This is a genomic window from Polaromonas sp. P3_A5 (genome assembly GCF_056403055.1).
In genome coordinates this window covers 2,788,375-2,801,484 of record NZ_JBFUGF010000001.1, presented here as the reverse complement: position 1 = coordinate 2,801,484, position 13,110 = coordinate 2,788,375, and the positions used below count along the sequence as shown (strand labels likewise).

The window sequence follows — 13,110 nt, the reverse complement described above, 5'->3', positions numbered from 1 at the left end:
GTAGGACGGTACACGGGGGCTGCCCCTTGCCCGTGGCGTATCCTTTCGCGGCAAATGCCGCAAAGGGGCAAGGCTTACCAGTCTTCTTTCACCGCCAGCACGGCGTCCCGGCCTGCGGCCGCGCGGCCCGCCAGCCAGGCCGTTACGGTGCCGGCCGCCACCACCGCGGCGCACAGCAGGGCCAGGCGCAACCAGGGCACCATCAGGTCCATGGTCCAGTGAAAGCTTTGCGGGTTCACCACGTACACCAGCACGGTCGACACCGCGAGTCCCAGGGCCAGCCCCGCAAGCGCGCCTATCACCGTCCAGGCCGCGCCTTCGCCGGCCACCACGGCCAGGATTTGCCGGCGTGTCAGCCCGAGGTGCGCCAGCAGGCCAAACTCCTTGCGGCGTGCCAGCACCTGGGCGCTGAAGCTGGCGGCCACGCCGAAAAGGCCGATGGCGATTGCCACGCCCTGCAGCCAGTAGGTGACGGCAAAACTGCGGTCAAAAATCCGGAGCGATGTGGCGCGCAGCTGGCTGACGGAGGCCAGCTCCAGCAGCGCGCCGGCGCCGGACTGCTGCTCGGCCAGGCCGCGCACGGCCTGCTGCACCTGGCTGTCGCTGGCGCCCTCCGTCAGCCACAGCGCGAGGTCGTTGGTGCGCTGGTCGCCGGTCAGGCGTTCGAAGTCCGTGTGGGCGATGGCGATGGCGCCGAACTGGCGTGCGTAGTCGCGCCAGACGCCCGCCACATAAAACACGGGCGTCCCGGATCCCACCTTGCTTGCTATCAAATCAGGAGCTGCTCGCGCTCGTCCTGATTGGGCTAGAGCCATAAAAGCTTGTGAAAGTGGGCGAAAAACGGTGCCTGGGCGTGCCCCGTACAGGTCCACCATCGGCTCGCTCACATAGATGCCAATGTGCCCGGGCGGCACCGGCAGCGCCTGGCCCACCAGCGGCAGTGCGGTGGCCGGGTTGTCCAGCGGGCGGGCGATCAGGGTGACGCTGGGCCTGGCGGTATCCAGCAGCAGCTGCGTGGTGCGCAGGCTGCCCACCCGCGCCACGCCGGGCAGGCGGCCCAGCGCGTCGACAAACTCCGGAGAGAAGTACGCCGTGTCGCTGGCGGAGGTTCCCAGCGCCGTGCGCACATACAGGTCGGCCGGCAGCACCACGTCCAGCCAGTGCGTGACCGACTCGCGAAAGCTGGTCACCATCACCGTGAGCGCCACGGCCAGGCTCAGCGATGCCACCACGCCGCTCACGGCCACCGCGGCGCTTTCGCGCACGCGGCGCGCGCGCTCCACAGCCAGCAGCGGTAGCAGCCGGTGAGCCACCCGGGGGCTGAGCCGGTTGTAGATCAGCGAAATCAGCCAGGGCAAGGCGGTGATGCCGCCGACCAGCAGCAGGCCTACCGACACGTAAGCCGCCAATGGAATGCCAAATAGCGGTGGAACCAGCGCCAGTAGAGCGCCAGCAGCTATCAAAATGATACTGAACCAGTGGCCGCCGCCGGTGCCTGCCGCAGCGCCGAGGCCCTTGAGGGTTTGCGCGGGCGGCAGTTTTTGCGCCGCACGAGCCGGCCACCATCCTCCCACCCCGGCGGCAGCAATTCCCAGCGCACCGTAAGTGAGTGCGGCCCAGCCGTTCCATTGCAGGGTAGGTGCGACGCCGGAAAAGTAGCCGCCCCCCAGGTCCCCGCCCAGCAGCCGCAGCGCCAGCGCAGCCAGGCCGGAGCCCAGCGCGATGCCCAGCACGCTGCCGGCCACGCCCAGCAGCAGCGACTCGGCCAGCACCAGCTGCAGGCGTTCACGGCCGGTCAGGCCCAGCACGCCCAGCAGCGCGAATTGCTGCGCGCGTTTGGCCACACTCAGCGAGAGCACCGAAAACACCAGGAAGGCGCCTGTGAACAAGGCCACCAATGCCAGCACCGTCAGGTTGACGCGGTAGGCGCGCGACAGGTTGCTGACGCGTTCGGCCGCATCGCCCGGCGCCGTGGCGGTGATGTTGGACGGCAGCTGCAGCGACTCGATCACACGGCGCGCATCGGCGCCGGCGCTGAGCCTGAGGTCGATGCGCGAGAGTTGTCCGGCCTTGCCGAAGAGTTCTTGCGCGGCGGCAATGTCCATCACGGCCAGGGGCCCGCCACCGGCGCCGACGCTGCCGGCCACAGAAACCCTGCGCAGTTCAAGGCCGCTTTGCAGGCGCAACTCCGGCGAGTGCAATGCTTGCTGCGCGGCGGGGTTCAAGAACACCTTGCCAGGCGCAAACAGGGCGAAGCGTCCCGCGTCGGAAGACGGCACCGGCATCAGCGACGGCGCGATGGCGGCCACCGCCAGCGCGTCGACGCCGATGATGCGCAGCGGCAGGCGGCCGGTGGGGGAGGTGTCGTCCAGCGCATACGTGCTGATTTCAAGCACCGGGCTGGCCAGCGCGACTTGCGGATGGTTGGCCACGCGCGCGTACACCGCCTCGTCAAAGCTGCCCTGCACGGCACGCAGCTCCAGGTCGGGTTGACCGTTGACCGCGCGCACCGCCTGTGAGAACTCACTGAGTGCCGACGCATTGATGAGCTGTACGGAAAACGCCAATGCCACGCCCAGCATCACAGCCACCACGGCGGCGGCGTTGCGCCAGGGGTGGTGTTGCAGTTCCCGCCAGGAGAAACTTGAAAGCAGGGCGCGCATGCGCTCATTGTGCCTTTCAGCGCCGCGGCGAAACCTGCTCGCAGCAATTGAACGAATCAGCCATCTGTATCGGTACAGAATCGGGCTTTCTGGCTCTGCCCAGAAAATGCCTCGTCATTTAAGCTTGCAGTCTCTTTTGGATGCCTCCCCGGATCTTTCTGAGTTTCTACCCCGGAATGAAAGCGTATTCACCATGCAACTCCCTACCTACGACGACGTCACCGCCGCTGCCGCGCGGCTTGAAGGCCATGCGCACCGCACGCCCGTGTTGCGGTCCAGTACGGCCGATGCCCGCTGGGGCGCGAATTTCTTTTTCAAATGTGAAAACTTCCAGCGCATGGGCGCTTTCAAGTTTCGCGGCGCCTTCAATGCGCTGTCAAAGTTCGACGCGGCGCAGCGCCGGACTGGTGCCATCGCGTTTTCGTCGGGCAACCATGCACAGGCGATGGCGCTTTCAGCGCGCCTGCTCGGTATGCCCGTGGTCATCGTGATGCCCAAAGATGCACCCGCTGCCAAGCTGGCCGCCACGCGGGGCTATGGCGCGGAAGTGGTGCTGTACGACCGTTTCACCGAAGACCGCGAGGCGCTGACGAAACGGCTCGCCACCGAACGCGGCATGACCTTGATCCCGCCTTATGACCACCCCGACGTGATTGCCGGGCAGGGTACGGCAGCGAAAGAGCTGATCGAAGAAACCGGCCCGCTGGACCGTCTCTACATATGTCTGGGCGGCGGCGGGCTCACCAGCGGCTCGGCGCTTGCAGCCCGCGCCCTGTCGCCGCAGTGCAAGGTCTATGGCGTAGAGCCTGAAGCGGGGAACGACGGCCAGCAGTCGCTGCGCGCAGGCCGCATTGTGCATATTGAAACGCCAAAAACCATTGCGGACGGCGCACAAACCCAGTACCTGGGCGATTACACCTTCGGCATCATCCGGCGCGATGTGGACGACATCCTCACCGTCAGCGATGCGCAGCTGGTCGAGTCCATGCGCTTTTTTGCCGAGCGCATGAAGATGGTGGTGGAGCCGACTGGTTGCCTGGCGTTTGCCGGGGCGTGCGCCGCGCTGCAGGCCAACCCGCCGGCTGCCGGCGAAAAGGTGGGCGTCATCATCAGCGGCGGAAATGTTGATTTGAAGCGCTACGCGGAACTGCTCGCCCAGCCTTGACGCCCTGAATGCGAGGAGCGCAGCTTAGGGAAGAATCCCGTCTGCGTTTAAATGCAGCCGGCGGTCTGCGCGTGCGGCCGCGGCTTCCGAATGGGTGACCAGCACCAGCGAGGCGCCGTGTTCGCGGGTCTGGGCAATCAGCGCGTCCATCACTCTTGCCGCTGTCGTTGGGTCCAGGTTGCCGGTGGGTTCATCGGCCAGCAGCAGGCTGGGCCGGTGCACCAGGGCGCGGGCAATCGCCACGCGCTGCAACTGGCCGCCGCTGAGCTGCTGGGGCAGCCGCCCGCCCATGCCCGACAAGCCGACCGCATCCAGCAGTGACTGCACGCGCGCATCATTCGGCTCGCCGAGCAGCAGCAATGGCAGGGCGACGTTCTGCGCAACATCCAGGTGCGGCAGCACATGGAAGGCCTGAAACACAAAACCCACATGGCGCCGCCGCAGCAGCGCACGTTGGTCATCGGTCATGGCGCCCAGGTCCTGGCCGTTCAGCAGTACCGTGCCTTCGTCCCAGGTGTCGAGCCCGGCCATGCAGTTGAGCAGCGTTGATTTGCCGACGCCCGACTCGCCGATGATGGCGACGAATTCGCCGGGCTCAACATCCAGCGTGACATGGCTGAACACGGCAGTTGTGCCGTAGCGTTTGGCGAGGTCCCTGAGTTGAAGGCTCACGTTATCTGCCTCACGGAAGCGTCAACCAGCGCAAGAACCTGCTGCAACGCATCGGCCGCATCGCAGGCCACGACCTGGCGCTGCGGCATGGAGCGCAGCCAGGTGATCTGGCGCTTGGCCAGCTGGCGCGTGGCGAAAATGCCTTTGTCGCGCAGCTCGGCCAGCGGGTAGTTGCCATCGAGTGCTTCCCATGCCTGGCGGTAGCCGACGCAGCGCATCGAAGGCAGGTCGGGGGTGAGGTCGCCGCGTGCGCGCAAGGCTTTCACCTCGTCGATAAACCCGCCGGCCAGCATGGCGTCGAAGCGTTGGGCAATGCGCTCGTGCAGCCAGCTTCGGTCTTGCGGTTCAAGGGAAATAAGGGCTGTAGCCATTGATGGCTGTGCGCCAGCAGCTATGTTTTTTGTAGCGTTTTGCTGATGAAAGAATGACAGCGGCTGGCCTGACACGCGGAAAACCTCCAGCGCACGCGAGATGCGCTGCGAATCGTTCGGTGCGAGCCGGGCGGCCGTGACCGGGTCCACCCGGGCCAGTTCGGCATGCAGCGCCGGCCAGCCCTTGGCGGCTGCTTCGTCGGCAATCAGGGCGCGCGTGGCGGGGTCGGCCCTCGGCATGTCGTCCAGCCCGTCGAACAGCGCCTTGAAGTACAGCATGGTGCCGCCCACCAGCAGCGGCAGTTTGCCGCGTGCGCGGATGTCTTCCATCAGCCGGTTGGCATCGGCCACAAACTCGGCCGCGCTGTAGGCGTGCAGCGGATCGCGGATGTCGATCAGGTGGTGCGGCACAGCGGCCAGCTCGGCCGGTGTGGGCTTGGCGGTGCCGATGTCCATGCCGCGATAGACCAGGGCGGAATCGACGCTGATGATTTCCACCGCGTGGCGCTTTGCAATGGCCATGGCGGCGGCGGTTTTGCCGGAGGCCGTCGGCCCGGCCAGCGCGATGCCGCGCATGTCAGGCCCTGGCTGCGGCCTCATGGGCAGGCTCTCCGTATTTCTGGATCACGGTCCAGGCCGTGGCGGCGATCAGTACGCTCCAGAACCAGACGCCGTTGGTCAGCGGCCGCACCGTGCCGTCCATGTGGGTTCCCAGCCAGCCGCCCATGCCGAAGGCTACGACCATCATCAGAAAACCGTTGAGGGCCGAGGCAGCGCCCGCCGCCTGGGGGAAGGGGCCTACCGCGCCGCTCTGCCCGCAGGGCTGGTGCACGCCATGCCCCAGCATGAACAGGTAGTAGGGCAGCATGATGGCCCAGACGTTCTGGATGCCGGCCCAGGCCAGCACGCCCATCAAGGTTCCGCCGGCCAGCGTGAGGCACGCGGCCACAGCCACCGAGCGCCGCACGCCAAAGCGTGGCAGCAGCCGACGGCAGATGAAAGTGCCGGTGAGGTAGCAAAAACACATCGAAAACATGATGAGGCCGTAATGTGTTTTGGTCAGGCCCAGCACCTTGATAAACACGAATGACGAGGTGGCCAGAAAGGTAAACAGGCCGCCGTAGGACGCCGCGGTCAACACCGAAAACGCCAGAAACGTGGGGTTGCGAAGAATATGGACCCAGGTGCGCAGCAGTGTGGCCGGCTGCAGCGCACGCGGGTTTTTCTGTGCCAGGGTTTCTTCAAACCGCAGTGAGATGAGGGCCAGCGTGGCCGCGCCGAACACGGCCAGTGCCATCAGGGCCATGCGCCAGCCGAAAAGCTCCGACAGCAAGCCACCCAGCGGTGCACTGATGCAGGCCAGCACGCCCAGGCCGCTCAAGCCCTTGGACATGGCGCGGGCGCCTTCAAGCGGCTGGTACAGGTCGCGCACAATGGCGCGCGCGCACATCACTGCTGCGCCCATGGCGGCGCCCTGCACGATGCGCCAGGTGATCAGCATCGCCATCGACGGGGCGAGCGTGCTGCCGATAGAAGCGAGGGTATAGGCCGAGAGGCCCCACAGCAGGATGGGGCGGCGGCCGAAGCGGTCCGACAGCGGGCCCCAGATCAGCTGGGAGGTGCCGAAGGCCAGCAGCAGGGCACTGAGCGTGAGCTGCGCCTGCGACATCGGCGCGCCAAAGCCTTCGGTCAATGCGGGCAGGGCGGGCAGGTAGAGGTCGGTCGTGACCGGCTGGATGCCCAGCAGCATCGACAGGACCAGCACCACCATGCCGGGCGACATGGCGGGCACCACGGTCTTCGAAACAGAAACATCCATTGAGCTGAGCGTATCAGACAAACGCTGGCGCGGCCCCCCGGAGCGGCCGTCTCCAGAATGGCTCAGGACCCGGAGGAAGAGAACGGAGGGCGCAGAGGGAGCAGGCGGTCCAGGCCGGTGATTTTTGCGTGCTGCAGCAGCATGATGGTCTTGGCGTCTTCAATGGCGCCGCTGCGTACCATGGCCAGCGCGTCTTCCAGCGGCAGCTCGATCACCTCGATGTCTTCGCCTTCATTGGCGATGCCGCCGCCTTCTCCGGCCCGGTCTGAGTTTTCGTAGGATGCCACGAAGAAGTGCAACTTTTCAGTGACCGAGCCCGGGCTCATGTAGGCCTCGAACACCTTGTGCGGCGCCTGGATGCGGAACCCCGTTTCTTCGGCTGCTTCGCGGCGGATGCAGGTCTCGGGGTCGTCGCCGTCGAGCAGTCCGGCGCAGGCCTCAATGAGCATGCCGTCGGCGCAACCATTGACCCAGGCCGGCAGCCGGAACTGCCTTGTCAGCACCACGGTTTGCCGCCGGACGTTGACAAGAAGGATCGCTGCGCCGTTGCCGCGGTCGTAGACCTCGCGTGTCTGCTGCTGCCACGTGCCGCCGCGGCGGCGCAACTCGATGGTGAGTTTGCGCAACACATACCAGTTGTCGGACAGGCGTTCATCGCCGAGCACGCGCACGTGTTGTGCGGGCGGTGGAGTCAGGAAGGAAGGGCGCATTCGGGTTGGTTGATTTCGTGTAGTATCGTGCATTATCATGAAATTTCGTGCAATGTCCAGTTCCAGACCGCACAAGAAACCGGAGCCGAAACCCGATGCTGACCAGCCAACGCAAACACCTGCTGCTGACGCGCCTTGACCGTGACGGGCAACTGGTTGCCAAAGCCGTCAGCCAGGAATTGGGTATTTCGGAAGACACCATCCGGCGCGACCTTCGCGAGCTGGCCCAGGCAGGCAAGCTCCAGCGTGTCCATGGCGGGGCCTTGCCTGCTTCGCCGGCCGTCGGTAATGTGGCTGTGCGTGAGCAGATTGCGCCGCTGGACAAGCAGGCCATCGGCCAGGTGGCGGCGGCCATGGTCCTGCCCGGGCAGGTGGTGATCATTGACGGCGGCACCACAGCGTTGCAGATGGCGCGGCACCTGAGTGAAGACCTCCATGCGACGGTGTTTACCCACAGCCCGGCGGTTGCCCTGGAACTGGCGCGTTGTCCCCACATCGTGATTCAGCTGCTTGGCGGGCGGCTTTTCCGGCACTCCATGGTGGCCATGGGGGCCGAGTTGATGGAGCAGCTCTCGCGCCTGCGGGCGGATGTGTTTTTCATGGGGGCGACCGGCGTGCATGCGTCGGCGGGCGTGACCACGGGAGACTCCGAAGAAGCCGCCGTCAAGCGGGCACTGCACCGCTGTGCCTCGGAGACAGTGCTGCTGGCATCGGGCGAAAAACTTGGCGCGGCCTCGGCCTGCCGCATCATGGCGTTGGCCGATGTGTCGGCGGTGGTGGTTCACAGGGGCACGCAAGCAGCGTGGATCAGCAGCGCCAGACGTGCCGGCGTGCGCGTGGTGAGGGCCGGCTGATCAAGCCTGGGGTATCAGGGCGCTGTCGGGGCGGCCAGGCTGTTCAGCGCAGGCCCGACTTGTACCGGGCGATGGCCTTGGCCCGCAGGTCTTCGCTGATTTCTGTTTCGCTTGCGGCGGGAGCGGCAGCCACTACGGCGGGCGATGCTGCGGACGCTGACAGCAACGGTTCGCTGCCGCTGCGGGGTCCGAAAATCTTGGTCTGCGCATAGGCCGCGTAGCTGCGCAGGCGCTCGTCCTTGCTGTTGAGCGCTTCCTGAATTACCTCAGTGGCGTACGGCAGGTCGTGCAGGAATTGATGGACATTCAGTGAACGGCCGAACTCCCGCTTCATGGGAATGACCATCCGCACCGCGTAGGCCATGAGATCGGAGTCGTCAGGCGGTGTCATGGTTAACAGCATGGTTTACGTGTCTTGATGGGTGGGAACTCAAGCACCTGAAATCATCTCGCCGTGCTGGGCAAGGTCAAGGCCCAGTTCTTCCTCTGCCGCGGTGACGCGAAGGCCTGCCAGGGGTTTGACCACCAGCAAAATCAGCCAGGTCGCGACGCCTGCGTAAGCTGCAACGGCGCAGGCTCCCACGAGGTTGGTAAACACGGTGGCGGTCACGGGTGCAATTTCCTTGAGCGCAAAGACCGGGGTCAGGACCGTGCCGATGATGCCGCCCACGCCATGCAGGGCAAATACGTCAAGCGAGTCGTCAATTCCTGTGGCACGCTTGAAGCGGGTCACGGCCAGGAAGCAGCCGACGCCGCCCGCAAAGCCCAAGACCGATGCGCCCATGACGCCGACAAAACCGGACGCCGGCGTGATGGCGACGAGGCCGGCAATGGCGCCTGTTGCCATGCCCAGCACGCTGAACTTGCCGCGCTGGACATATTCGCAAATGCCCCACATGAACGCGCCGACGCAAGCTGCCACCTGGGTGGCCAGCAGGGCGCCCACGGCGCGTGAACTCGCCTCAAAGGCCGAACCGGCATTGAAGCCGAACCAGCCCGCCCACAAGAGCCCGGCGCCGATGATGGATATCAAGAGGTTGTGCGGCACCATGGGTTCGGTTCCGAAGCCTTTGCGCGGACCCACGACCTTGGCCGCCACCAGGCCGCTGAAGCCGGCCGCGATGTGCACCACCGTGCCGCCCGCAAAGTCCATGTGCCCCATGCTGGCGAGCCAGCCGGTGGGTTGCCAGATCCAGTGCGCCACAGGGGCGTATACCAGGATGGTCCAGAAGGCCGCAAAGAAAATGGTGGCGCTCAGGCGCATGCGCTCCACGGTGGCGCCGATGATCAGTGCGAAGGTGATGATGGCGAATGCCAGCTGGAACAGGAAGAAAGCGGATTCCGGCACGGAAGGCGCTGAAACGTGCGCGCCGACTTTTGCGCCCAATAGTCCTTCGCTTAGCGCGCGGCTCATGTCGCCGATCCAGGGGTTGCCGGGCGTGAAGGCCAGTGAATAGGCAATGCCCGCCCAAACCAGCGTGACAACCGTGGTGGCCGCAAAAGTGTGCGCCACGATGGAGAGCGCATTTTTGGCCCGCATCATGCCGCTGTAGAACAGCATGATGCCGGGAATGGTCATCAAAAGCACCAGCACGGTCGAGATGAGCATCCAGGCGGTGTCCGCGCCATTGAATTTCGCAACGGCAGGCGCCGCGGCAGCGGCGGCGGTCTGGGCGTGGAGAGGGGTAGATGCCAGCAGCGCCAGCGCAGGGGCCAGCAAAGTGAAGGCAGACGACCTGCGGGTAACCAGGACTTGGCTCATACATTCCCCTCTCGTTGTTTCAGCTGTTATCAGCTGCTATGCGGTACGGGGAATGTTACATCCGGCTACATGTATTGGGTAAGTAAAAAATACCCGTTTTTGGGCATTATTCCTTGTTCTGTAGCATTTCGGCTTGTTTTGGGGCGCGTTTGCCGCCAGCCACCTGCAATGCCTCATTGTGCGCACCGTCAGCAAGGCTCCTGTCCATCCGAAACAGCTGTGCCAGCGCTTGTCGGTACTGGGGCTGGCCGACCAGGTTGGTGTCGTGGTGCGAGCCACCCGGCACCAGCAAGAAGAGCTTGGGCTGCGCTGCAGCGTCATAAAGCTTGCGCCCCAGGTCCGGCAGGATCAGGCGGTCTTCGCCGCCATGCACCACCAGCAGGGGGGAGCCGATCTTGCCGACTTTTCGGACGGCCTCGAAACGCTGGGTGATGAGCAGCGACACCGGCATCCAGCCCCACTGGGACGTACTCACGACATCGGCGATGGAAGTGAATGTGCTTTCGACAATCGTGCCGCTTTCATCGGCCACCTCCGTGGCCAGGTTGATGGCAATCGGCCCGCCCAGCGAGTGTCCGAAGATGTAACGGGGACGGTCGGGGTACTTTTTGGCCAGCCAGTCCCAGGCGGCGCGGGCGTCTTCGTAGGCCGATGTTTCCGACGGCAGTTCGTAGGTGCTTTTACCAAAACCGCGGTAGTCGATCCCCAGGACCGAGAAGCCGAGCTCCTGCATGCGGCGCATGCGCGGCGCGGAGCCGGTGACGTTGTAACGCGCGCCATGCAGGTACAGCAGCACGGGGGTTTTGCTTGCGGCATCCGACTCGTCTGCCGGCAGCCACAGGCCGTGCAGGCGGACGGGGTGGTCGCCGCCACTGCCGCTGGCGGCGTTGAAGTCAATCCAGACGTCTTCCATTCCCACCGCGGCGGCTGCAGCCCCGCCCCAGGTGCGGTCGCTGGGCTGAAAGATCCAGGCTCGCTGCTTTTCGTCAAGGGTGGCACAGCCCGCCAGCAACGCCAGCGTCATCAGGAAGGAAGTAAAGAGGTGCCAGCGTTTCATGCAAGTGAATGATTCGCCGGGCGCCGGAAAGTTCAGCGTCCGCGCATGAAGAGCGTGTCAAGCTCCCGGATGCTGACCTGCCGCCAGGTGGGCCGCCCGTGGTTGCATTGGTCGGAGCGCTCAGTGGCTTCCATCTGGCGCAGCAGGGCGTTCATTTCGTCGAGCGTGAGCTTGCGGTTGGCGCGCACGGCGCCGTGGCAGGCCATGGTGGACAGCAACTCGTTCCGGGCCCGCTGTATGACGGTGCTGGCGTCGTGCTGGGCCAGTTCGGCCAGCACGCTGCGGGCCAGTTCCACCGCATCGCCCTGCGCCAGGCTGGTGGGCACGGCGCGCACCGCCAGGGTTTTGGGCGAAAAAGGCGTGATTTCCAGGCCCAGCGTTGCCAATGCCTGGGCGTTGGCCTCGGCCGTGGCCACTTCCTGGGGGCTGGCGGCAAAGGTGGCCGGAATCAGCAGCGGCTGGCTGATGATGCTGGCGCCATCGGCACCGTCCATCTGGGTTTTCAGGCGTTCATAGACGATGCGCTCGTGGGCAGCGTGCATGTCCACAATGACAAGGCCCTGGGTGTTTTCGGCCAGCACGTAGATGCCCTGCAGCTGGGCGATGGCGCGGCCCAGCGGCCAGTCGCCGGAGGGCAGGGCGCTTGCGCCTTCAGGCACGCCCGCCATGCCATTTCCGACCGGGGGAATGGTGACGTACAGGGCATCCTCGCCAGATTCCCGCTGGCTGGGCGCGACGGCTTGCGATGACGGCCACATGGCGTCAAAGTCGGAGGCCCTGTGACCGCCGTTTGCTACAAAATTGATAGCTGGTTGCGCCCATCCCTGTTGCGCAAAAGCCTTGTTTTGCTCAAGAAATCCGGTGGGCGTGACAGCAGCGTCTTCCGCGCCTGCCTGGGCCGCTGCCGTGGAGCGCGGGATGGCCAGCGCGTTTTCGGTGGCGTGGCGCACCGCCTGGTGCACCTCACGGCTGTCGCGAAAACGCACTTCGATCTTGGTCGGGTGCACGTTCACGTCCACGCGGGACGGATCGATCTCGACATACAGCGCATAGACCGGCTGGCGGTGGCCATGCAGCACGTCTTCATAGGCGCTGCGCGCAGCGTGGGTCAGCACCTTGTCGCGTACGTAACGGCCATTGACATACGCGAACTGCTGGTCGGCGCGCGAGCGGGCGGCATCCGGAATGCCGGCGACGCCCCAGACGCGCACGGCGGGCAGGCCGTCGGCGCGGCGCGCTGAACTCTCATAGCTGACGGTCACGGACTGCTCGACAAATTCGCTGCCCAGCACATCGGCCAGGCGCTGCTGGTGGGCGTTGTCGCCTGTCGCCGCGCGCCATTGTTCGACCAGCTTGCCTTCGTGCCAGATCGCAAAACCCACATCGGGCCGCACCAGTGCATGGCGGCGTACGGCTTCGATGCAGTGGGCCAGTTCGGTGGCATCGGTCTTCAGGAATTTGCGGCGCGCGGGCGTGGCGTAAAACAGCTCCCGCACTTCCACGCTGGTGCCACGGTTGCGCGCGGCGGGCTTCAGTTCGCCGGTGCGGCCGTCAAGCTGCCATGCGTGTTCATCCGCGGCGGTTCTGGACAGCAGGCTCATGTCGGCGATCGAATTGATCGCCGCCAGCGCCTCGCCCCGAAAACCCATGGTGCCGACGGCTTCCAGGTCTTGCAATGAGGCAATCTTGCTGGTGGCATGGCGCCTCAGGGCGACGGGAAGTTCTTCGCGCGGGATGCCGAAGCCGTCGTCTTCGACCACGATGAGCCGTACGCCGCCGGCCAGCAGCCGCACAGTCACTTGCGTGGCGCCGGCGTCCAGCGCGTTGTCCACCAGCTCGCGCACGACGGACGCTGGGCGCTCCACCACTTCGCCGGCCGCGATCTGGCTGATCAATTCATCGGGAAGTTCGCGGATCGGGCGGCGGGCAGGAAGAGGGGTCATTGCTACTGATTTTACGGGTTGGGCTTTTTGGAGTGAGGAAGCAACAAGTCCGGCAACTGCCCCTTTTCCGGATCTTGTAAGATTTTGTTGCGAC

Annotated in this window: 11 protein-coding genes; 2 read left to right on the top strand and 9 right to left on the bottom strand. The window is 65.3% G+C overall.

Going from position 1 to position 13,110, the window contains the following annotated elements:
• Positions 1-74: 74 nt before the first annotated feature.
• A complete protein-coding gene (locus AC1DU8_RS13275) occupies positions 75-2,663 on the bottom strand; it encodes an ABC transporter permease (RefSeq protein ID WP_477667494.1) in 2,589 nt (862 codons plus the stop codon).
• 193 nt (positions 2,664-2,856) lie between these two features.
• Here AC1DU8_RS13275 and AC1DU8_RS13270 point away from each other — a divergent pair, with 193 nt between their 5' ends.
• On the top strand, positions 2,857-3,828 hold the full coding sequence (locus tag AC1DU8_RS13270) for a threo-3-hydroxy-L-aspartate ammonia-lyase (RefSeq protein ID WP_477726858.1): 972 nt from the start codon (positions 2,857-2,859) through the stop codon (positions 3,826-3,828).
• Positions 3,829-3,852: 24 nt separating this feature from the next.
• Here the strand turns inward: AC1DU8_RS13270 and AC1DU8_RS13265 are convergent, their stop codons facing one another.
• From AC1DU8_RS13265 to nudK, 4 genes are all read right to left on the bottom strand, one after another.
• Positions 3,853-4,500, bottom strand: a complete 648-nt coding sequence (locus AC1DU8_RS13265) for an ABC transporter ATP-binding protein (RefSeq protein ID WP_477726857.1) — start codon at positions 4,498-4,500, stop codon at positions 3,853-3,855.
• Complete coding sequence (gene miaA / locus AC1DU8_RS13260; RefSeq protein WP_477726856.1) at positions 4,497-5,471, bottom strand: tRNA (adenosine(37)-N6)-dimethylallyltransferase MiaA; 975 nt, start codon at positions 5,469-5,471, stop codon at positions 4,497-4,499. The genes AC1DU8_RS13265 and miaA overlap by 4 nt, the downstream gene beginning before the upstream one ends.
• A complete protein-coding gene (locus tag AC1DU8_RS13255; RefSeq protein WP_457278972.1) occupies positions 5,449-6,690 on the bottom strand; it encodes a multidrug effflux MFS transporter in 1,242 nt (413 codons plus the stop codon). Before AC1DU8_RS13255 ends, miaA begins: the two co-directional genes overlap by 23 nt.
• A gap of 62 nt (positions 6,691-6,752) precedes the next feature.
• Complete coding sequence (gene nudK, locus AC1DU8_RS13250) at positions 6,753-7,400, bottom strand: GDP-mannose pyrophosphatase NudK (RefSeq protein WP_457278971.1); 648 nt, start codon at positions 7,398-7,400, stop codon at positions 6,753-6,755.
• 95 nt (positions 7,401-7,495) lie between these two features.
• Between nudK and AC1DU8_RS13245 the strand changes: the two genes are divergently transcribed.
• Positions 7,496-8,254 (top strand): DeoR/GlpR family DNA-binding transcription regulator, encoded by a 759-nt coding sequence (locus AC1DU8_RS13245; protein ID WP_477667488.1) that lies wholly within the window; start codon positions 7,496-7,498, stop codon positions 8,252-8,254.
• A gap of 43 nt (positions 8,255-8,297) precedes the next feature.
• Here AC1DU8_RS13245 and AC1DU8_RS13240 read toward each other — a convergent pair whose 3' ends face one another.
• From AC1DU8_RS13240 to mutL, 4 genes are all read right to left on the bottom strand, one after another.
• A complete protein-coding gene (locus AC1DU8_RS13240) occupies positions 8,298-8,657 on the bottom strand; it encodes a hypothetical protein (protein ID WP_457278969.1) in 360 nt (119 codons plus the stop codon).
• Between the two features lie 27 nt (positions 8,658-8,684).
• Positions 8,685-10,016, bottom strand: a complete 1,332-nt coding sequence (locus AC1DU8_RS13235) for an ammonium transporter (RefSeq protein ID WP_457278968.1) — start codon at positions 10,014-10,016, stop codon at positions 8,685-8,687.
• Between the two features lie 106 nt (positions 10,017-10,122).
• Positions 10,123-11,073, bottom strand: a complete 951-nt coding sequence (locus AC1DU8_RS13230) for an alpha/beta hydrolase (protein ID WP_457278967.1) — start codon at positions 11,071-11,073, stop codon at positions 10,123-10,125.
• Between the two features lie 32 nt (positions 11,074-11,105).
• A complete protein-coding gene (mutL, locus tag AC1DU8_RS13225; protein WP_477667487.1) occupies positions 11,106-13,016 on the bottom strand; it encodes a DNA mismatch repair endonuclease MutL in 1,911 nt (636 codons plus the stop codon).
• Positions 13,017-13,110: the final 94 nt, after the last annotated feature.

What these genes read in the sequence shown, in the direction of transcription:
- AC1DU8_RS13255 (WP_457278972.1), bottom strand. Translation starts at nt 6,690, where the DNA reads ATGGATGTTTCTGTTTCGAAGACCGTGGTGCCCGCCATGTCGCCCGGC.
- AC1DU8_RS13240 (WP_457278969.1), bottom strand. Translation starts at nt 8,657, where the DNA reads ATGCTGTTAACCATGACACCGCCTGACGACTCCGATCTCATGGCCTAC.
- AC1DU8_RS13230 (WP_457278967.1), bottom strand. Translation starts at nt 11,073, where the DNA reads ATGAAACGCTGGCACCTCTTTACTTCCTTCCTGATGACGCTGGCGTTG.
- mutL (WP_477667487.1), bottom strand. Translation starts at nt 13,016, where the DNA reads ATGACCCCTCTTCCTGCCCGCCGCCCGATCCGCGAACTTCCCGATGAA.
- AC1DU8_RS13270 (WP_477726858.1), top strand. Translation starts at nt 2,857, where the DNA reads ATGCAACTCCCTACCTACGACGACGTCACCGCCGCTGCCGCGCGGCTT.
- nudK (WP_457278971.1), bottom strand. Translation starts at nt 7,400, where the DNA reads ATGCGCCCTTCCTTCCTGACTCCACCGCCCGCACAACACGTGCGCGTG.
- AC1DU8_RS13235 (WP_457278968.1), bottom strand. Translation starts at nt 10,016, where the DNA reads ATGAGCCAAGTCCTGGTTACCCGCAGGTCGTCTGCCTTCACTTTGCTG.
- miaA (WP_477726856.1), bottom strand. Translation starts at nt 5,471, where the DNA reads ATGAGGCCGCAGCCAGGGCCTGACATGCGCGGCATCGCGCTGGCCGGG.
- AC1DU8_RS13275 (WP_477667494.1), bottom strand. Translation starts at nt 2,663, where the DNA reads ATGCGCGCCCTGCTTTCAAGTTTCTCCTGGCGGGAACTGCAACACCAC.
- AC1DU8_RS13245 (WP_477667488.1), top strand. Translation starts at nt 7,496, where the DNA reads ATGCTGACCAGCCAACGCAAACACCTGCTGCTGACGCGCCTTGACCGT.